This is a genomic window from Luteimicrobium xylanilyticum, assembly GCF_009429125.1.
Classification (GTDB): Bacteria; Actinomycetota; Actinomycetes; order Actinomycetales; family Cellulomonadaceae; genus Luteimicrobium; species Luteimicrobium xylanilyticum.
In genome coordinates this window covers 653,550-673,715 of sequence record NZ_CP045529.1, presented here as the reverse complement: position 1 = coordinate 673,715, position 20,166 = coordinate 653,550, and the positions used below count along the sequence as shown (strand labels likewise).

At 72.4% G+C, this 20,166-nt stretch carries 11 protein-coding genes; 6 read left to right on the top strand and 5 right to left on the bottom strand.

Annotation, left to right across the window (positions count from 1 at the left end; genetic code table 11):
- Positions 1-7 precede the first annotated feature (7 nt).
- Complete coding sequence (gene eno, locus KDY119_RS02885) at positions 8-1,297, bottom strand: phosphopyruvate hydratase (protein WP_036953640.1); 1,290 nt, start codon at positions 1,295-1,297, stop codon at positions 8-10.
- Between the two features lie 426 nt (positions 1,298-1,723).
- Between eno and KDY119_RS02880 the strand changes: the two genes are divergently transcribed.
- Both KDY119_RS02880 and KDY119_RS02875 read left to right on the top strand, forming a co-directional pair.
- Positions 1,724-3,343 carry a MutS-related protein gene (locus KDY119_RS02880; RefSeq protein ID WP_051136825.1) on the top strand — a complete coding sequence of 540 codons (1,620 nt, stop codon included), beginning with the start codon at positions 1,724-1,726 and terminating at the stop codon, positions 3,341-3,343.
- Complete coding sequence (locus tag KDY119_RS02875) at positions 3,340-4,878, top strand: MutS-related protein (protein ID WP_036953641.1); 1,539 nt, start codon at positions 3,340-3,342, stop codon at positions 4,876-4,878. Before KDY119_RS02880 ends, KDY119_RS02875 begins: the two co-directional genes overlap by 4 nt.
- Here the strand turns inward: KDY119_RS02875 and KDY119_RS02870 are convergent.
- On the bottom strand, positions 4,836-7,121 hold the full coding sequence (locus KDY119_RS02870; RefSeq protein ID WP_153021912.1) for an endonuclease/exonuclease/phosphatase family protein: 2,286 nt from the start codon (positions 7,119-7,121) through the stop codon (positions 4,836-4,838). The genes KDY119_RS02875 and KDY119_RS02870 overlap by 43 nt on opposite strands.
- Before the next feature lie 377 nt (positions 7,122-7,498).
- Between KDY119_RS02870 and KDY119_RS02865 the strand changes: the two genes are divergently transcribed.
- Entirely contained in the window at positions 7,499-8,878 is a 1,380-nt protein-coding gene (locus KDY119_RS02865) for a bifunctional o-acetylhomoserine/o-acetylserine sulfhydrylase (protein ID WP_051136826.1), read from the top strand.
- Positions 8,879-8,942: 64 nt separating this feature from the next.
- Positions 8,943-10,172 (top strand): homoserine O-acetyltransferase MetX, encoded by a 1,230-nt coding sequence (gene metX / locus KDY119_RS02860; RefSeq protein ID WP_407657420.1) that lies wholly within the window; start codon positions 8,943-8,945, stop codon positions 10,170-10,172.
- 135 nt (positions 10,173-10,307) lie between these two features.
- Here metX and KDY119_RS02855 read toward each other — a convergent pair whose 3' ends face one another.
- The gene (locus KDY119_RS02855; RefSeq protein ID WP_227994495.1) at positions 10,308-10,817 is read right to left on the bottom strand and encodes a hypothetical protein; all 510 of its coding nucleotides are present in this window, start codon (positions 10,815-10,817) and stop codon (positions 10,308-10,310) included.
- A gap of 171 nt (positions 10,818-10,988) precedes the next feature.
- On the opposite strand from KDY119_RS02855, the gene KDY119_RS02850 reads away from it, so the two are divergent.
- Both KDY119_RS02850 and KDY119_RS02845 read left to right on the top strand, forming a co-directional pair.
- Positions 10,989-11,966: a zinc-binding dehydrogenase gene (locus KDY119_RS02850; RefSeq protein ID WP_036953646.1), complete on the top strand. Its 978-nt coding sequence runs from the start codon at positions 10,989-10,991 to the stop codon at positions 11,964-11,966.
- A 111-nt stretch (positions 11,967-12,077) separates the two neighbouring features.
- The gene (locus tag KDY119_RS02845; RefSeq protein ID WP_148284267.1) at positions 12,078-13,319 is read left to right on the top strand and encodes a Fic family protein; all 1,242 of its coding nucleotides are present in this window, start codon (positions 12,078-12,080) and stop codon (positions 13,317-13,319) included.
- A gap of 46 nt (positions 13,320-13,365) precedes the next feature.
- On the opposite strand, the gene KDY119_RS02840 is transcribed toward KDY119_RS02845, so the two are convergent.
- Together KDY119_RS02840 and KDY119_RS02835 are read right to left on the bottom strand one after the other, a co-directional pair.
- Positions 13,366-16,722, bottom strand: a complete 3,357-nt coding sequence (locus tag KDY119_RS02840) for a LamG-like jellyroll fold domain-containing protein (RefSeq protein ID WP_083891076.1) — start codon at positions 16,720-16,722, stop codon at positions 13,366-13,368.
- A 209-nt stretch (positions 16,723-16,931) separates the two neighbouring features.
- Positions 16,932-20,093, bottom strand: a complete 3,162-nt coding sequence (locus KDY119_RS02835) for an MGH1-like glycoside hydrolase domain-containing protein (RefSeq protein ID WP_153021911.1) — start codon at positions 20,091-20,093, stop codon at positions 16,932-16,934.
- Positions 20,094-20,166: the final 73 nt, after the last annotated feature.

The following is a 20,166-nucleotide window of genomic DNA, read 5'->3' as shown; positions in this document are numbered from 1 at the left end:
AGCAGGGTCAGGCCCGCGGCGCGAGCCCGTAGGGAAGTGAGGAGTCGGCCGCCTCGATCTCGAGGAGGCGGTTGTACTTGGCGACGCGCTCGCCGCGGGCGGGCGCCCCGGACTTGAGCTGGCCTGTGCCCGCGCCGACGACGAGGTCGGCGATGAACGCGTCGAGGGTCTCGCCCGAGCGGTGCGAGACCATCGCCCCCATGCCGTGGCTGCTCGCCGCGCGCAGGGCGTCGAAGGTGCCGGTCACGGTGCCGGTCTGGTTGGGCTTGATCAGGACGGCGTTGCTCTCGCCGTCGGCGGCGCCCCGGTCGATCCGTTCGGCCGAGGTCACGCACAGGTCGTCGCCGACGATCTGCACCTCGTCGCCCAGGTGCGCCGTGATCGCACGCCACGACTCCAGGTCCTCCTCGTGGAAGGGGTCCTCGAGGCTCCACACCGGGTAGTCGCGGACGAGCCGTGCGTAGAGGTCGAGCATCTCGTCGCGCTCGTGCTCGCGACCCGAGAAGACGTAGATCCCGGTCGGGGTGCCGAAGCCGTTCGCGGCGGGGTCCATCGCGATCGCCACGTCGGTGCGCGGCGTGTACCCGGCGTCCTCGATCGCGCCGACGAGCAGGTCCAGCGCCTCGTCGGGGGCGTCGATGTCCGGGGCGAACCCGCCCTCGTCGCCGACGCCCGCGAGCTTGCCCTGGGCGCGCAGGCGCCCCCGTAGCGACGCGTAGACCTCGGCGCCGGCCCGGACGGCGTCCGCGAACGTCGACGCTCCGACGGGCGCGACCATGAACTCCTGGAAGGCGAGCGGATTCGGGGCGTGCGCGCCGCCGTTGATGACGTTGAAGTGCGGGACCGGTAGGCGGGGGGACGTGCCGAGCGTGTCGGCGACCCACCGCCAGGTCTCGCTCCCGCCGAGGTGGGCGAACGCGCGGGCCGCGGCGATCGACACCGACACGGACGCGTTGGACCCGATCCCGGCGAAGCTGTCGGTGCCGTCGAGCTCGTGCAGGAGCTCGTCGACGTCGCCGACCGTGCCGAAGGTCCGCGCCTCGAGGGCCGGGCCGATCCGGTCGGTGATCGTCCGGACGACGCCGGTCACCCCGGCGCCGCCGTAGGCCCGCCCGCCGTCGCGGACTTCGACGGCCTCGTTCTCCCCCGTGGACGCGCCCGACGGCGCAGCACCCCGGGCGACGTAGCCGTCGTCGAGCGTGAGGGCGACCTGGACCGTGGGCCGGCCGCGTGAGTCGAGTATCTGCAGCGCCTGGGCGCGGGCGACCTGAAGGGCCTTCTGGCCGGCAAGAGGCACAGCTCTCCTATCCGAGTCGTTCGTTCGGACAGGAAGCCATCAGCCACGGAATCGCTTCCGATGGCGGTTCAGGCCCGGTCTGACGAACGCCGGGCCTCGGCGGGATCCATCGCCACGGCCCACCCTAGGACCAAGGCGCGACGCGCACGCCCGGACGTCGTTGTGACTCTCGTCACACCGAACGGGGCGGGCGGCGCCACGGGGTCACCATGACCTCCGCGACCGCTCCGGGGCTCGCTGCACGCCGTCGTCGGGCAGACGCGACGCGCGGCGGCGATCGCTTGTGGGCGCCCCTCCGGCGTGAGACTGTTGCCGTGGTGATGGAGTCCGCCAGGACGCCGTAGGGTCGCTCGCACCTTCGAGCGGCTCGGCGCCCGAACCGTCGGTCTACCCGGCTGATGGCACCTGCGACGGAAGGAGTTGCAGGTGAGCTCTGTCACCACACGCGCGCCCGGGACGTTCGCGAGCGTCCTCCACCCCGGTGCGTCCGCACCCCCGTCGCGGCAGGCGTCCGACGACACCCTCCACGACCTCGCGCTCGACCAGGTCCGTGATCGCATGGTCGCCGCGACCCGCACCGTCGGCAGCATCGACATGGAGGCGCTGTTCGCGTCCCCCCTCGACGACCCCGACGACGTCCGGTACCGCCAGGCCGTGTTCGCCGACCTGCGGCTCGAGCCCGTCGTCCGGGCGGTCGACGGCTTCGAGGACCTCGTCAAGACCGTCCTGATGCACGAGAACGCCGCGTCGCAGGCCCACTACGCGCAGGAGCGCGACCTGTGGCACCTGCACGCCGCCGACGCCTACGTGCACGCCGTGACGGCTCTCGCCACGTCGCTGCCCGCCGCGCTCGAGGAAGCGGGCGCGTCGTCGGACGCGCTCGCCGGGCTCGCGCGGCACGTGCAGACGCACGTCGCGTCGTCGGACTTCGCCGCGCTCCGGGACCGGACCGCCCGGCTCGTCGAGGGCGTGGCAGACGTCCGCGTCGACATCCTGGTCCGCGGGGCCAAGGTGACCGTCGCGCGGTACGACGGCGAGACCGACCTCGAGCAGGAGGTCCTCGAGACGTTCGCACGGTTCCGGCAGGACGCACAGGCGAGTCACCCCCGGCCCCTGGGGTCCGACCTGGGGCTGGACCACGTGCAGGCGGCGATCCTCGGCGAGGTCGCCCGCCTCTACCCCGAGCTGTTCGACGACCTCGCGTCCTTCGCCCAGGAGGTGCCCGACGTCGTCGAACCCGTGCTGCGACGCGCGGCGGGCGAGCTCCTCTTCTACACGACCTACCTCGAGCTGCTGCGACCGCTCGAGGCTGCCGGGCTCGCGACGTGCCTGCCGGACGTCTCCACGACCAAGGCGCTCCACGTGCGCGACACCTACGACCTGGCGCTGGCCCGGGTGCGCGCGTCGGAGCACAAGCCCGTCGTCACCAACGACCTCGAGCTGCACGGCGAGGAGCGCATCGTCGTGATCTCGGGGCCGAACCAGGGTGGCAAGACGACGGCCGCGCGCACGTTCGGCCAGCTCCACCACCTCGCGGCTCTCGGCTGCCCGGTGCCGGGGCGCGACGCGCAGGTGTTCCTGGCCGACCGGGTGCTCACCCAGTTCGAGCGCGAGGAGTCCCTCGACTCGCTCGAGGGACGGCTCGGCACGGACCTCGCCCGCATGCACCGTCTCCTGGACGCCGCCACGCCCCGCAGCGTCGTCGTGCTCAACGAGGTGTTCTCGTCGACCACGCTCGAGGACGCACGGTTCCTGACCCGGACCGTGCTCGAACGGCTCATCGAGCTCGACGTGCTGGCCGTGTGCGTGACGTTCATCGACGCCATGTCGCGGCTCGGACCGCAGACCGTCTCGGTCGTCGCCCAGGTCGACCCGGACGACCCCACCCGGCGCACGCTGCGGCTCGAGCGGCGCGAGGCCGACGGCCGCGCGTACGCGCTCGCGCTCGCCGCCAAGTACGGGCTCACGCAGGAGCACCTCGGCCGACGGCTCGGCGGCGGCGGTGCGTCCGACACCGAGAACCCCGGGACGGAGGTGGCGTCATGAAGGTCCACCTCATGCACGCCGACGCCGACTTCGTGCCCTCCGCGGGCGACCGTCGGCCGCCCTCATGGGCCGGCGACGCCGAGCAGGACCTCGAGCTCGGCTTCGTGCTCGACGCCGCGGCGGCCGGCGACCCGCTCGTCTGGTCGGCCGTGCGCACGGCGCTGCTCACCCCGCTGACCTCGCGGGCCGCGGTCCGCTACCGCCACGAGGTCCTCGAGGACGCACGCGACCACCCGGACGCCGTCCGCGCCCTGTACGACATCGCCGGCAAGGCGATCGCGGCGGACAAGAGCGTGTTCTCGTCGGTGTTCAGCCGGCGCCCCGAGCTCGTGCTCGACCGGTCGCTGCGCGTCCTCGCCCTGCTCGTCGACGTCGTCGAGGAGCTCCGGTCCCTGGTGGCGGCCGAGGGCGACGCGTTCCGCTCACGAGGCCTCCAGGGCTTCGTCCGGACGGTGCGCACCGACCTCGACGACGCCTACCTCGCCGAGCTGCGCGAGACCCTCGACCACCTCGCCCGCAAGGACGGGCTGGTCATGTCGGCCGGGCTCGCGACCGGGGGCGCCACGACCGAGCAGGTGCCGCGGCTGCCACGGGTCGCCGGACGGTCCCTGTTCAGCCACGTCGCGCTGCGCAAGCCCACCTACTCGTTCACGATCCCCGACCGTGACGAGGCCGGCTTCGAGGCCCTCGGCGCGCTGCGCGACCGCGCTCTCGTCGGGGTGGCCGGTGCCGCGTCGTCGGCGGTGGACCACGTCCTGTCGTTCTTCGTGACGCTGCGCGGCGAGGTCGCGTTCTACCTCGGCTGCCTCGCGCTCGCCGCACGGCTCGAGGAGCTCGGCATGCCCGTGCGGCTGCCCGAGGTCCTCGAGCCCGGCACGGACACGCTCGACGCCACCGGTCTGTACGACCCGTGCCTCGTGCTGCGCACCGGGGAGCAGGCCGTCGCGACGGACGTGCACGCGGAGGGCGTGCGCCTCGTCGTCGTGACGGGCGCGAACCACGGCGGGAAGTCCACGTTCCTGCGGTCCGTGGGCGTGGCTCAGCTCCTCGCGTCGGCCGGCGCGCACGTCCCCGCGCGCGAGCTCCGCGTGTCGCTCGCCGGACAGCTCTTCACGCACTGGGCCCGCGAGGAGGACACGGCTCTCGAGCACGGGAAGCTCGACGAGGAGCTCGCCCGGATGAGCGGCATCGCCGACCGGATCGAGCCCGGCGACCTGCTGCTGTCCAACGAGTCGTTCTCCTCGACCAACGAGGCCGAGGGCTCCGAGATCGGCCTCCAGGTGATCCGCGCGCTCACCGGCGCCGGGGTGCGCGTGGTCGCCGTCACGCACCTGTACGACCTCGCGAACGAGCTGCGCACGTCCGAGGACCCCCGCGGCGTCTACCTGCGGGCGCCGCGCCGAGAGGACGGCAGCCGCTCCTACCGGCTCGAGCGCGGCGACCCGCTGCCGACGAGCTTCGCGCGCGACCTCTACGAGAAGGAGTTCGGCGCTCAGTGCGAGCGGTGCACCTGCACGACGGCGCTCACCTCGTAGTGGTCCGACGGCGCCTTCTTGCTGTCGGTCACGTGCACGCGGTACGACGTCGCGACGACCTTGCCGTTCATGATCACGTGGTCGATGGGCTTGTCGTTCGCGCGGGCGCCGTCGAAGTCGTGGAAGGACGCGTAGTCGCCGTCGGTCGAGCTGCGGGCGGTGAGGTCGGCGCTCGTGTACCCGGCGGCGGCGAGGACGTCGAGGGGGGTCGTGGCCCAGCGGCCGGGGTAGGAGTTGTAGTCGCCCGTGAGCACGACGGGCTGTCCACCGCGCCGGTGCTTGGCGATGAGCTTGACGAGGCGCTTCGCCTCCGCGGCGCGGGCCCGCTGGGCCACGGCCGACGTCGACGAGTGCTTGCTCGTGTACGCCGTGAGGTGCGCGTTGACGACGAGCACCGTCTGACGGCTCTTCTTGTTCTTGAGCTCGACCCACGTGGCGTACCGCGCATCGATGCCCTTCGTGCTCTTCGCGGAGACCTTCGCGTAACCGCAGTGCAGGAGCGAGAACTTCCCGGAGGCGTACAGCACCGGCTGGTTCTGCGTGGTGCACGGCGTGGAGCTGTGGGGGTGCTTCGCGACCTTGAGGTGCGCGGCCTTCGCCACGACGCTCACGGGTCGCTTGCCGTCGACCTTGCCCCAGCCGGTCTCCTGCAGTCCCGCGATCCCGACGCCGCGCAGCTGCTTGCCGGAGAGCGTGAAGCGCTTGGCCCAGGACCGGCCGGCGTCGTCGTCGAACTGGGTGCGCAGCAGGTTGTAGGTGGCGACCGTCGTGGTGAAGGCGACGGGGGTGCGCGCGTTGCCGGCGAGCACCGTCGCGGTGCGCGGCTTCGAGGTGTGCTCGACGAGGCCCCAGCGGTCCGCGACGACCCGCACGTAGAAGATGGGGCGCAGGTGCATGGCCTTGGGTCGCACGCCGTCGAGCGTGACGCTGGTGTGCGTGGTCGTGAGGACGGTCCGCTGCTTCGACTTCGCCGTCGCGGCGAACGTCACGGTGTAGCGGGTCGCGTTCGTCACGGGCTTCCAGGACACCTTGACCGTGGACGCGCTGAGCGGGTGGACGGTCGGGGTCGTCGGCACGCCGAGCCTCTTGAGCGGCGTCGAGAAGGCCCGGACCCGGCTGTCCGGTCCGCGTACGACCTGCTCGTCGCCGTCCTCGCTCGCGTGCGCGGGACCGCGGACGGTCCGCAGGAGCACGTGGTAGCGGGCGCCGTCGCGCAGGCTCACGCGGTACTTCGTGCCGTGCACGACGGCGGACGTGTGCAGGACCTTCGTCATGGCGGCGTCGCTCGCGACGACCACCTGGTAGCCGGTCGCGCGGGCGGCCGCGCCCCAGGTGAGCGTGACACCTGACGTGTCGGGCTTCGTCGTGACGTCGGTGACGGGCGACGGCGGGCGGAGCGGGGTGTGCACGGCGAGCGGCTGCGTCGTCGAGCCGGCGACGCCGTGCCACGTCGAGGTGACCGTGACGTAGAGCTGCTCGTCCTCGGTGATGCCGCGCCCCCCCACGTGCACGCGCGGGTCGGCGGCGTCGACGGTCCGTGTCCACACGACGTGCCGCAGCGCGGGGTCGGTCGCGACCCGGACGAGGTAGGCCGTCGCCCGGTCGCCGGTGGGCTGCCAGTGCACGTCGGCGCCGTCGAAGGTGACGTTCGCGGCCGTCAGCGCCGTCGGCGCGGGGGCCGGGGTGATCCCGTCGCCGCGCGAGACGAGCAGCACGCCCGCCGCGACGAGCGTCGCGAGCAGCAGGAGCAGGGCGAGGCGGAGCCGCGGGCGGCGGCGGCGCCACGGGCGTGCGCCCGGCGTCCGGGCCGGCGCCGACGACGGCGGCGCGGGCGGGGGGCTCCACCGTTCGTGCGCCGGTGGAACCGGCGGGGCAGGGGGTGCCGGCGGCACGGGGGGCGGCGCCACGGGGGCGCGCGGCGGTGCGAGCAGCAGCGCGGGGACGACGGTCTCCTCGACCACCGCCTCGACCCGCTCCACGATCACCGTCTCCTCGGTGAGCGTCGTAGTGGTGATCGCGGGGAGGCCGGCGATGCGGCGCATCACGGCCGGGAGCGTGACGGCGCCGTCGGGGATCGGGAGGCTCTGGGCGAACCCGGGAGGATGCGGGGCGGGTGCCGTGCGGTCGCGCGGCACCCACAGACGCCGCGGCACGACCGGCCGGCGCGGGGGCCGTGCCGCACGCTCGACGGTGCGTGGTCGAGACTCCGCCTCCGGCACGGGGGCAGGAGTGACGACGACCACCCGACGAGGGTACGAGACGTCACGGACCTTCCTCGGGCACCACGGCGTCGCCGCAGGACTCCGGGCGTGTCACCGTCCACGGACGCCCGGGCCTGTCTCACATCATGGTCTCACCATGCGAGATGGGGTGGACGGACGTGAGACGCGCCCGTAGCGTCGCCACCATGTCCCGTCGAATGTGTCGCTGAGAACGCACCCGCGCAGGCCGCCCGCCGGCCGCGCCGGTGATCCGTTCCAGCAGCCGTTCGTCGCCCCGGGCCGACCCGGACCATGAAGGTCCCGGCCCCTCGGACGCCCCGGACGCACGGGCCTCGCCCCGACGGATCGCCGCACCCTCCCCCGCCGCACCGTCCATCCTCGTCCCGCCAGGAGCAGCCATGACCTCCACGCCCGAGACCCCCGCACCCCTGCCCCAGTGGTCCTTCGAGACCCGCCAGATCCACGCCGGCCAGCAGCCCGACCCGGCAACCGGGGCGCGCGCGCTCCCTATCTTCCAGACGACGTCGTACGTCTTCCCGTCCGCCGAGACCGCCGCCGCGCGCTTCGCGCTGCAGGAGCTCGGCCCCATCTACACGCGCATCAACAACCCGACCCAGGAGGTCGTCGAGAACCGCATCGCAGACCTCGAGGGCGGCGTCGGTGCGCTGCTCGTCTCCTCGGGTCAGGCCGCCGAGACCCTCGCGATCCTCAACGTCGCCGAGGCAGGCGACCACGTCGTCGCCAGCTCCAGCCTCTACGGCGGCACGTACAACCTCCTGCACTACACGCTCGCGAAGCTCGGGATCGAGACGACGTTCGTCGAGGACCCGCACGACCTGCAGCAGTGGCGCGACGCGGTCCGCCCCGACACCAAGCTGTTCTTCGGCGAGACCATCCCCAACCCCAAGACCGACGTCCTGGACATCGAAGGGGTCGCGGGCGTCGCGCACGAGGTCGGCGTCCCGCTGATCGTCGACAACACCGTCGCCACCCCGTACCTGATCCGGCCGCTCGAGTGGGGCGCGGACGTCGTCGTGCACTCCGCCACGAAGTACCTGGGCGGGCACGGCACGGCCGTGGGCGGCGTGATCGTCGACGGCGGCACGTTCGACTACGCGCAGCACCCCGAGCGCTTCCCGAACTACAACACGCCCGACCCGTCGTACAACGGGCTCGTCTACGCGCGCGACCTCGGCGTCGGCGGGATCTTCGGCGTGAACCTCGCGTTCATCCTCAAGGCGCGCGTGCAGCTCCTGCGCGACCTCGGCACCGCGATCGCCCCGTTCAACGCGTTCCTCATCGAGCAGGGCATCGAGACCCTCTCGCTGCGGATCGAGCGGCACGTCGACAACGCCCAGAAGGTCGCGTCATGGCTCGAGCGCCGCGACGACGTCGTGCGCGTCCACTACGCCGGCCTGGAGTCCTCGCCCTGGCACGCGAACGCGCAGAAGTACGCGCCGCGCGGCCCGGGCGCGGTCCTCGCGTTCGAGCTCGACGGCGGCGCGGACGCCGGGAAGGCGTTCGTCTCGGCGCTCCAGCTCCACTCGAACGTCGCCAACATCGGCGACGTGCGCTCGCTCGTCATCCACCCGGCGTCGACGACGCACAGCCAGCTCACCCCCGAGGAGCAGGCGCTCTCGGGCGTGACGCCCGGGCTGGTGCGCCTCGCCGTCGGCATCGAGAACGTCGAGGACATCCTCGCCGACCTCGAGCTCGGGTTCACGGCGGCCAAGGCCGCGCTCGGGGCGAACGCCGCGAATGCGGACGCGCAGGCCTGAGGCAGGGGTTCGATCCGTGGACGCCCGCACCCCCTCCGACTGTCCGACCGTAGGCTGGACACCAGTGACCTCCCCCGACCTCTCCCCGCTCGTCCCCGCACGCCCGCCCGTGGCGCGCGGACGCTCGGCCGCGACCCGGCGCCTCACGCGCGGCGCGACTCCCGTGACGAGCGCCTGGCGCGTGGGCGACCCGGTCGGCCGACGGCAGTTCGCCGACCTGGCGACGCTGGACCTGGAGGGGGGCGGGCGTCTGCCCGTCACGCTCGCGTACGAGACGTGGGGCGAGCTCAACGAGGCCCGTGACAACGCGGTCCTCGTGCTGCACGCGCTCACGGCCGACTCCCACGTGACCGGTGAGGCCGGCGACGGGCACCCGACCGCCGGCTGGTGGTCGGAGATGGTCGGTCCAGGCCGGCCGATCGACACGGACCGCTGGTTCGTGGTCGCGCCCAACGTCCTCGGCGGCTGCCAGGGCTCGACGGGCCCGGCGTCCAACGCCCCCGACGGCGCGCCGTGGGGATCGCGGTTCCCCGTCGTGACCGTGCGTGACCAGGTCGCCGCCGAGATCGACCTGGCGCGCGAGCTCGGGATCGGCTCGTGGGCGCTCGTCGTGGGTGCGTCGATGGGCGGTCTCCGCGTCCTCGAGTGGGCACTCATGGGCCCCGAGGCCGGGGTCGACGTGGACGCCGTCACGGTGATCGCGTCGACGGCACAGACGTCCGCCGACCAGATCGCCTGGGCCCACAGCCAGCTCCTCGCGATCCGCGCCGACCCGAAGTTCCGCGGCGGGGACTACTACGACGCCGAGGACGGCGACGGCCCGCACGTCGGCCTGTCGATCGCCCGGTCCATCGCGCACACGACGTACCGCAGCGCCCCCGAGCTGAACGAGCGGTTCGGGCGCGTGCCGCAGGGAGGCGAGGACCCGCTGCACGGAGGTCGGTACGCCGTGCAGTCCTACCTCGACCACCACGGCGACAAGCTCGCGCGCCGGTTCGACGCCGGCACGTACGTCCGCCTGACCGAGTCGATGCTCACGCACGACCTCGGGCGCGACCGGGGCGGCGTCGAGACGGCGCTCGGGCAGATCACCGCGCGCGCGCTCGTCGTCGCGGTCGACTCCGACCGGCTGTTCCTGCCCGCCGAGTCGGCCCGCATCCAGCGGGGCATCCCCGACGCCGAGCCGCTGCACGTCATCCGCTCGGCCCACGGGCACGACGGCTTCCTCATCGACTTCGACCAGCTCGGGCCGATCGTCGCCGAGTTCCTCGGGACACCTGACCGCGTCTCCTGACCCTGCGCGTTCCCGTGCGGCACGTTCGACAGATGCTGCACACGGCGATGGCCTGCACGACGCCCCGGTCGCCTGGTGACCCGCGGCGCCGTCCACCGCATCGACGAGCCCGCGGGCACGAGCAGGACGGGTTCCCTACCGACCGTCCTTCTTCGCCTGCCGCCGTGCGCCCTGCGCCCGGCTCGACGCGTCCCGCTTGAGCCCGCCCGTCGACTTCTCGTGCGTACGCGCCCGGCCCGGCCCGACACCGTCGGGGCCCGACGGACCGCCGCTCTCCGGACCCGAGGACCGCCCGCTCTTCGCCCGCGCCAGCCTCTCCTCCTTGAGTGCCTCCGCCTGCGCGTGAGCCACGACGGCGAGCCGCTCGCTCACGATCGCGAGAGCCTCCTCGAACGCCTCCGCACGCCACCGGGCCTTGTCGCCCTTCGGCCGGGCCTGGCCACGGCTGCCGGCCTCCTCGACAGCGCGGGCGGCCTTGCGGCGGTAGTTCTTCACGTGCTTGTTGCGCGCGCGCCGCACCCGCCGGTGCAGCTCGATCAGGTCGTCCTCGTCGAGCGCCTCGATCCGCTCGGGCTCGAGCTCGCGCACGAGGTCGAGCTCGTCCTTCTTCAGCAGCCACAGGTAGTCGTCCACGAGAGTCTCCATCCGTCCGGACCACCAGACTGGCAGACCCGGCACGACCCGGCACGACCACCGCCATCAGGAGGACAGCCGGGGCCGGGGCCCGCCGGCCGGTGCGACTCGCGGTATCACCGGTCGACGGACCGGGCGTCGCGGTTGCCGTGAACCCGCCGACGGCGCACGTAGCGTGAGGGGATGCTCGCCGCCTACGCCGCCCGCTTCTCGCCCGACGACCCGCTGACCGCGCTCAAGGTCGGCGAACGCCCCGACCCGGAGCCGCCTGCCGACGCCGCCCCGTTCTGGACGACCCTCGACGTGCGCGCCGCGAGCCTCAACCAGCACGACCTGTGGTCGTTGCGTGGCGTCGGGCTCCGCGCGGACCAGCTCCCGATGGTGCTCGGCACGGACGCGGTGGGCCGGACGCCGGACGGACGGGACGTCGTCGTGCACGGGGTGGTGTGGGGCGACGGCCAGGCGACCGGACCCGAGGCCGGCGACCGGCGCACCCTCCTGTCGGAGCGGTTCGCGGGAACCCTCGCCGAGCGCGTGACCGTGCCGACCGCGAACCTCGTGCCGCTCCCCGACGGGCTGTCACCCGAGGAGGCGGCGTGCCTCCCGACGGCGTGGCTCACCGCCTACTCGATGCTGTTCCGGGCGGCGCGGGTGCGGCCGGGCGACCGGGTGCTCGTCCAGGGGGCGGGCGGCGGCGTCGCGACGGCGGCGATCACGCTGGGTGCGGCGGCAGGGCTCGAGGTGTGGGCGACGTCCCGGTCGGAGGCCAAGCGCGCGGAGGCGCTGCGGCTCGGCGCTGCGGCCTCCTTCGAGTCGGGCGAGCGGCTGCCGGGGAAGGTCGACGCGGTCGTCGAGACGGTCGGGAAGGCGACGTGGTCGCACTCGGTCCGGTCGCTGCGTCCGGGCGGGACGCTCGTCACGGCGGGCGCGACCACGGGCGACCCGGACGCCGTCGAGCTGAGCCGGATCTTCTTCACCGAGCTGCGCGTGCAGGGCGTGACGATGGGGACGCGTGCGGACCTGGAGTCGCTCCTGGCCCTCGTCACGCGGACCGGCGTCCGGCCGACGATCGACTCGACCTACCCGCTCGCGCGCGCGGCCGACGGGTTCGCGCGCCTGGTGTCCGGCGAGCACGTGGGCAAGGTCGTCGTCACGGTCTGAGCGGCGTCGGTTCAACTCCGACAGGACGACGTCCCCCTTCCTTTCGGGCATCTAGAGTTAAGGTTAGTGAGACAACCTTAACCGCAGGTGGTCGAGAGGAAGGCGGCGCCCGTGGATGTCGGACAGCTCTGGGTGACCGAGCGCCAGCGCCCCGACCTGACGGCCCCGCGCAGCCGGGACCGTCGCGGCGGCACCTACCGCCGCCGGTACTTCCCGGCACCGCTCGACGAGCGGATGAGCCCGCTGGTCGACAGCGACGCGGCCGAGGCGATCGCCGACGCGTCGGCGACGGTCGGCGCGGTCGCGCAGCGCCTCCGTGACCGTCCGGTGCCGATGCTCTACTCGACGCTCCTCCGGAGCGAGTCGATCTCGTCGTCCTGGATCGAGGGGCTCCGAGAGACGCCGCGCAACGTCGTGGTCGCCCAGCTGAGGAGCCGGGACCCGGGCCTCTCCGGCTACCAGTTCGACCACCTCGACACCGCGGACGCCATCCTCGGGAACCTCGCATCCGTGCGGGCGGGCGTCGAGTCCCTGCGGGAGCCGTGGACCGACCGCTCGATCCACGCGATCCACCGGACCATCGCGCCCGCGACCCACAGGGGCGGCTATCGCGAGGTCGACGTGCAGATCGGCGGCGGCTCGAAGCTGACGGCGTCCTACGTCGCCCCGCCCGCGGAGCTGGTTCCCGGGCTCATGGCGAACCTTCTCGGGTACGCGAACCACAGCCCCGACAACCCCCTCGTCAAGGCTGCGATCCTCCACGCCCAGCTCGAGACGATCCACCCGTACGAGGACGGCAACGGCCGCACGGGACGCGTGCTCGTCCACGGCTACCTCGCGCGCGCGAAGGTCCTCGACCACGGTGTCCTCCCGCTCTCGATCGTGCTGCGCCGGGACACGGACGAGTACGTGCGACGGCTCACGGCGTTCCGCCACGCGGAACCGGGCGAACGCCCGGAGGCGGTCAGCCAGTTCGTGGGCTACTTCGCCGACGTCCTCGCCGACGCGTGCGACGAGACCGCCCGCGTGATCGACGAGTCGGAGGACGTCGCCGCCGACTGGGAGGAGAGGACCGCCGGTCTCCGGGCAGGCTCGGCGGCGCGCCGAACCCTCGACGTGCTGTCCGAGCAGCCCGTCGTCACGGCGCGCTTCCTGGCCGCGTCGCTCGGCGTCTCGCCGCCGACCGCGCACTCGGCTCTCGGCCATCTCGTCGAGGTCGGCGTGCTCGAGCCCGCCGGTGGACGGTTCAAGCGCTCGGAGGTGTTCCAAGCGCCCTCGCTCCTGCGGATGATGGACCGTCTCGTGCCCGGCATCCAGCCGACCGCGCTGCCGCGAGCCCGTCCGGCGCCGTAGACACCCCGGGGCGGACCGCTCGGACGGCCCGCCCCGGCGTGTCGTGCTACTTCGCGAGCTTGGCCACGTCCTGCGCGGTCAGGGCCCGGTCGAACACGTGGACGTCGTCGACGGCTCCCTTGAGGAAGTCGACGTCGTCGCCCTGCCACTGCGCCCGGCCGATCGACACGGTGCCGCTCGTGGCGTGCGTCTCGGTCGTCTTCTGGGTGCTCTGCAGGGCGCCGTTCACGTAGAGGGCGATGGTCCCCGCGTCGGCGTCACGCACACCGACCACGTGGTACCACTGCCCCACCTGGACCTTGACGTCCGACGCGATGGCGCGCGGGCCGTTCGGGAAGCTGAACGCGAACCCCTGCTGCGGGTTGTCCGACCCGCTGTACTGCAGGAAGAAGGGGCTCGATCCGCCCGACTGGACGCTGTTCGCTGCCACGGCGGTCGAGTACGCGGTCGGGAGCGCGTCCATGCGGACCCATGCCGAGACCGAGTAGCTCTGCGTCGTGTCGAGCTTCGGCACGGACGCCGTCGCCTGGGCGGTCTTGCCGTCCAGCCCGACAGCCTTGCCGTGCTTCCCGTCGACCAGCGTCGCGCCACCGACGAGCGTCGCCGCCCCGGCCCGCCCGCTCTGGTCGGGCACGGTCACGCCGTTGGCCGCGTCGAAGCTCCACGCCCCGACGCCGACGACGCCGCCGCGTCCCTTCTTCGCAGGCTCGCCTGCACCGGCCGCGAGGACCTCCTTGTTGATGGCCTTCACGCGCGACCGGTCCATCTTGGAGATGCGACGGTCGTAGGTGAAGAACCCGTTGAGCTCACCCTCGACATCCGTGAGCTGGGTGTACACGGAGCCGGACAGGTGGTCGCGCGCGAACCCGACGAGCTTCGCCGTGTTCTCCACGTAGGCGTCGGTGAGGCTCTTGGAGTCGGTCACCTCGCCGTAGGGGTTGATCGAGCCGCCGGCCCACATGTGGCCGAGGGTCGCGAGCGAGAAGCCGCCGTGCTCGCCGTCGATCGCGGCGCGCGTGGCGTCGGGCTCGGGGTCCCCCGGGCCTGTGTAGTCGTGGTAGTCGATGATGTCGCCCGAGTGGGTGTCACCGGGCATGTTGCAGCAGTTCTGGCCGCTGCGGGTGTTCACGAGGCGCGAGGGGTCCTGCGCCTTGATCGACTTCGCGACGTCCGCGGCCTCCGGGATGCCCCACTGGCCCCAGCCCTCGTTGAACGGGATCCAGCCGATGATCGACGTCGTCGAGATGTGCTGGTCGATCATGCGCTTGAGCTCGGACTTCCACTCGTCCTGCTGGGCGGTGGTGTTGTTCGACCCGGACGGCATGTCCTGCCAGACCATCATGCCGATCTTGTCGGCGTCGTAGTACCAGCGCTGCGGCTCGACCTTGATGTGCTTGCGGATCGTGTTGAAGCCCAGGTCCTTCGTGGTCTGGATGTCCCACTTGAGCGCCTCGTCCGTCGGCGCGGTGTACACGCCGTCGGGCCAGAAGCCCTGGTCGAGGGTCGACAGCAGGAAGGTCTGCTTGCCGTTGAGGACGATCCGGTTCACCCCGTCGATGCTCTTGATCCCGATGGACCGGACGCCGACGTAGCTGCCGACCGTGTCCTTCGAGGCCCCGTCGTGGAGCTGGACCTTGAGCGTGTACAGGTACGGGTCGTCGGGCGTCCAGCGGTGCGAGTTCGCGATCCGCAGGTCGAGCTGCTCGTTCGCGCCGCCCGAGGTCGCGCCAACCTTCCTGCCCTTCTCGTCGAACGCCGTGACGATGACGGAGGCGTTCTTCGAGGCGCCCGCCGCGTTCGCGGTGACCTGCACCGTGTCACGAGGGTCGCCCGCCGAGTCCTCGGAGAGCTGCGGGGTGAGCTTGAGCGAGTCCACGTGGACCTGCTTCACCGGCTCCATCCAGACCGTCTGCCAGATGCCCGACGACGGCGTGTAGAAGATCCCGGACGGGTTCGCCGACTGCTTGCCCTTCGGCTGGTCGCCGGTGGTGTCCGTGACACGGACGACGACGTTGTTCTGGCCCTTCTTGACGGCGTCGGTGATGTCGGCCGTGAAGGCGTCGTAGCCGCCGGTGTGCTCGGCGACGACCTTGCCGTTGACGTACACGGTGGCCCGGTAGTCGACCGCGCCGAAGTTGAGCTCGAGGCGCTGCTGGTTCGGCTTGTCGCCGATCTTCCACGACGACGGCACCGTGAACGTGCGGTGGTAGGCGAAGTGGTCGTAGTGCTTCTGGATGCCCGAGAGCTGCGACTCGATGGGGTACGGGACGACCGCCGTCTTGGCGTCGGCCCAGCTCGTGGGCGGTGCGGTGTCGGCTGCGGTGAGGGGCTCGAAGTCCCACTTGCCGTTGAGGTTCTGCCACGAGTCACGCGTGAGCTGCGGGCGCGGGTACTCGGGCAGCGGGTTGTTCGGGTCGACGTCCTTGGCCCACTTGGTGGTGAGCTGGTAGGTCGAGGCGTTGTCGATCGCGGCGTTGAAGCCGGGGACCTTGTCGCCGCCCGCAGTGAGCGAGCCCTTGCCGTCGTACACGACGCGGCCGTACGCGTTGCCGAGCACCGAGGCGCCGAGCTTGACGGTGACGCGATTGCCGCTCGCCGTGACGGAGCTGATCGGGTAGTCGGTCCCGTCGACCGGGACGCGGAGGTGCTGCGCCAGGTCGTCGGTGTCGGCCACGGCGCCGGGGAACGTCAGGACGACGCTGTTGCCCTTCGAGGGGATCGTCGCGTCGACGTCGTACGGCGTGAAGTCCGACGGCGGCGTGAACGCGGAGGCCGGGACGGCCTCCTTGGCGACGCCGGCGTCGTCGGACTGCCAGCTCAGGTGGACGTTGGCGCCACCGGTCGCCTGGAACTGCTCGAACGTGAACGGCACGGGCTGCCCGGCCTCGAGGTGCACCGTGTGCGTGGCGGTCTTCTCGACGTCCCACTGGTTGACCCAGAAGTCGATGAGCAGGTCGGACGCGTCGCTGCCGCCGACCCACAGCCGGAAGCCGTTGTCGCCGATCGCGGAGAACGTGTAGTCGCCCGTCTTGGGCGCGGTGACGAAGCCCGACCAGCGCACGCCGACGTTCTCGGTCTGCCCGGTCATCGCCTTGTAGACGGGGATCATGTCGTTGACGTCGACGTCCGGGTCGAGGACCGACGCCTTGAGGTTCGCCGGGTCGAGCGCGAACGTGTTCGTGTCGGTGATCGTGTAGTAGTCGGCGCGGAGCCCGCTGCGGCCGGTCTGGTCCACCGTCGGCGCCGCGGCGGACGCCAGGGCGTCGGCGACGCCCGTGTGGGTCCCGGCGGTCGCCGTCGGGACGACCGTGACCGCGGTCGCGAGCGCGAGGACGCCGACGGCTGCGGAGCGCAGCAGCCGGGTCCCGTGGCCCGTGGCCCGGGTGGGGGGTGGGTCGAACATCTGCCTACCTCTTCTCATCGTTGAGCCGGAACTCGGCGAGGTGTGTCTGAGCCGGTGGGCACCCGTTCGATCAGGTTTCGCTCACCAACGAGACACAGTCTGACAATGCTGACCGGGAAAGGCAACAGTTACGAGCACTCAACGACAGTTTTCAACACCGAACCTGTCGCCTTCTGAGCGAACCGTTCTCCAGGTCGAGCGAAGAGCGCTCAGGCGCCGCCGTCGAGCGCCTCCACCTCGCTGCTCGAGAGCGCGCGGTCCCAGACGGTCACCTGGTCGACGGCGCCGGGCCAGAAGTCGCTCGGACCACCACCCGAGAAGCCGCGCCCGATCGCGAACCGCCCCGGCGCCGCGTCACCCGTCGGCTGCGCCCAGGTCTTCGCCTGCTTCACGCCGTCGACGTAGAGCGTGTACGTGCCCGCGTCGGCGTCGTGGACGCCCACCAGGTGGTACCAGCGACCCGCCTGGGGCACGGCGTCCGCGAGCGCCCGGCCCTCGCTCGTCGAGAACGCGAACCGGTCGTCCGCCTGCGAGTACTGCAGGTAGAAGCCGCTCGAGACGTCGCCGTCCTGGCTCACGGCGGTCGCCCACGAGCCGAGGCGGTCGAGCCGGACCCAGGCGCTCGCCGTGAAGCTGCCTGCCGTGTCGAGGACGGGCCCCGACGTCTGGGCGGACTGCCCGCTCCCGGAGAGCGCGAGCGCCGTGCCCGCGGCGGCGTCCCGGCCGGTGGTCCAGGTCGCACCGCCGGTCAGCGTGGCGTCGTGACCGCCGGCGGAGTCGTGGGCGACGGTCCCGGAACCCTCGTCGAGCGACCACGCCCCGACCGGTTCCTGCTGCCCGGGCGGGAACGCGACCCGGAGCGCCTGGCGCCGGTGGGTCGACTCGACGGTGCGCCCGGCCCGGTACGTCGCGGTGGCCGTGAGCGTCGCCGGCGAACCTGCCGCGGCGTCCGACGGTGCGGTCAGCGTGAACCGCCAGGTCGCGTCACGGCCCGCGTGCACGACGCGCGGCACGCTGCCCACGGTCTTCGCGCTCCACCCGTCGGGCAGCGCGAGGGCGACGCGCGGCGACGTGAGGTTCCGCTCCCCCGTGGCGCGCACGGTCACGGAGACGGGTGTCGCGTCGCGCACCACCACGACGCCGCTCGCGCCCGCACCCCCGACGCTCACGGTCGCGTCCGTGCTCGACGCCGACCACGACTGCAGCTCGCTCACCCCGACGAAGGCCCCGCTCGGGTTGGTGAAGAGGAGACGGATCCTCGACGTCGTGAGCGGCGGGAACGTGATCCGGTTGAGGCCGTTGCCGACCGGAGCCTTCTCGGCCCGCGTCTGCCGGGGCACGTCCTGCCAGGCCGCGTCGGCCCCCGACCCGGCCCAGTACTGCAGCCGGTAGTCGGCCGCGGGCCTGACTCCCCCGCCGTCGTCGTACCCGTACCAGCGCACGTCGCTCACGACGGTCGGCGCACCGAAGTCGACGCCGTACCAGTCCTGCGCGTTCGGCGACGCGTAGTTCGTCCAGCGGGTGTCCTCGGGGACGTTCGCGTAGAAGACCTTGCCGTCGAGGGCGTTCCAGGCGTTGTCGTTCCGCCACGTGTAGGACGTGACGGGCTTCGGGTACCCGGTCCGCAGCGGGTTCGCGGCGTCGTTCACGAGGTGCTCGTCCGACGACGCCGAGACGGTCCGCCCGACGTGCACCGTGAGGTCGCGCAGCGTCCGCGACGACTGGACGAGGCGCCCGTCGACGTACACGCGCATGCCCGCCCCGCGGTGGTAGTGCGAGCCGTCGCGGTCCCACAGGAGCGTCACGTTGTGCCCGTGGTACGGGACGTTCTCGGCTGCGAAGTGGTCCCACGACGACGGCGCGAGCGGCTGGATCTTCAGCGTGTCCCCGGTCTGTGGTCGCAGGCCGAGCAGCCCGGAGAGCACGAGGTCGTCGAACGTCGAGTGGTTGTAGTCCTCGCTGTGGTTCGTACCGTCGTAGATCCAGCGGTCCTGGTCCGGGTCGTGCGCCTCGGCGACGTACGGCTTCCCGTCCTTCGTCTGCGTCTTCGCGTAGGTGAGCAGGGCCGCCGCGTAGTCGTCCTTCGTGATCGTGGACTGCGCCGGGTCGTCGTCGAGCAGGTTGGCGAGCCCCGTGAGCGTCTGCGACGTCGCGAACGGCCAGCTCGGGCCGTCCCAGCGACAGCAGCTCCCGGCGTCCTTCATGAACAGCGGGCTCCGGCGCTCTGCCGTCGTCGGGCCGAACGCGCTCGCGAAGCCCTGCGGGTCGAGCAGCTGGGACCACGCGGTGGCGTCCTTCGGCTCCGCGGCGCCGAACATCCAGGGCAGGTAGCCGATCTCCTCGCGCGTGCTCGACAGGTGGTGGTCGGGGTTGTCGTCGCGCGGCATGGCGTAGTAGAAGCCGCGGTCGGGGTCCCAGAGCCACTTCTGCATCGCCGTCCGGATCGACGACGCGCGCTGGGCGTACTCCCGCGCGAGCGACCGGTCACCGAGCAGGCTTGCGATCGCGCTGATGGCCCGCGCGTCGCCGTACTGGTACGAGTTGAGCGTCGGTCGGTAGCCGGCGCCGCCGTGATAGGGGTCGGAGGACTCGTAGGACGACGCCGAGTACTCCATGGCGTCCCACACGGGCACCGACCAGTAGAGGCCGAGGGCCTTGTCGTACTGGCCGTCCCAGCCGCGGTACTGCTTCACCAGGGCGGGCAGGAGGTCGCGCAGCCCGGCGACGTCGCCGGTGACCTGCGCCTGCTCGTAGGCCGCGGTCGCGAGCCAGACGCTGTACTCGTGCGCCCAGTCCGTCGTGTCCTTGTTGACGTCGTCGGTGGCGGGCTTGGCGCCCGCCCCGGCGCCGGTGAGCCAGAACCGGAGGTAGTCGTCCGCGTAGCTCGTGTCGCGCAGCCACCGGTTCTCGGTGAGCTGGTGCCCGGCCGCCGCGTTGATGGCCTGGTAGGGGGCCGCGTAGCTGCAGCAGTCCAGGAACTCCGTCGAGATCCAGCCGTTCTCCGGGTCGGTGTACCGCAGGTGCTCCTTGGCGACCTGCCACCGGTAGTAGTAGACGTCCTGGATCGTCGTGTCGGGCAGGTCGACGAACGGGATGTTCGCCTCGTACCACGCGGGCTCGTCGAAGCCCTGGAGGTAGGTCGCGTCGTCGAGCACGTGCGTGCCCGCCCCGACGGACGGGTAGGCCGGGGCCGGCGCGGACGAGCCGCCGTGTGCTCCGCCGTCGTGCGGGGTGCCCGGGCCGGCCTGGGCGCTCGCGCCCGCCGCCCCGACGAGCGCGAGGCCGGCGGCGAGAGCGAGCGCGCCGGCGGCTGCGACGGCCTGACGCCAACGGGCGCCGGCCAGCGGTCCACGGGAGTGGTGCAGGGTCATCGTCATCCTCCACGACAGCGTTGTCAGATTGATGAGAGACGAGCAAGGACACCGCGTGTCCGGCCGGCCGGTG

Coding starts and splice junctions, on each gene's coding strand:
- KDY119_RS02875 (WP_036953641.1), top strand. CDS start 3,340: ATGAAGGTCCACCTCATGCACGCCGACGCCGACTTCGTGCCCTCCGCG.
- KDY119_RS02865 (WP_051136826.1), top strand. CDS start 7,499: ATGACCTCCACGCCCGAGACCCCCGCACCCCTGCCCCAGTGGTCCTTC.
- KDY119_RS02855 (WP_227994495.1), bottom strand. CDS start 10,817: ATGGAGACTCTCGTGGACGACTACCTGTGGCTGCTGAAGAAGGACGAG.
- KDY119_RS02850 (WP_036953646.1), top strand. CDS start 10,989: ATGCTCGCCGCCTACGCCGCCCGCTTCTCGCCCGACGACCCGCTGACC.
- KDY119_RS02840 (WP_083891076.1), bottom strand. CDS start 16,722: ATGTTCGACCCACCCCCCACCCGGGCCACGGGCCACGGGACCCGGCTG.
- KDY119_RS02835 (WP_153021911.1), bottom strand. CDS start 20,093: ATGACCCTGCACCACTCCCGTGGACCGCTGGCCGGCGCCCGTTGGCGT.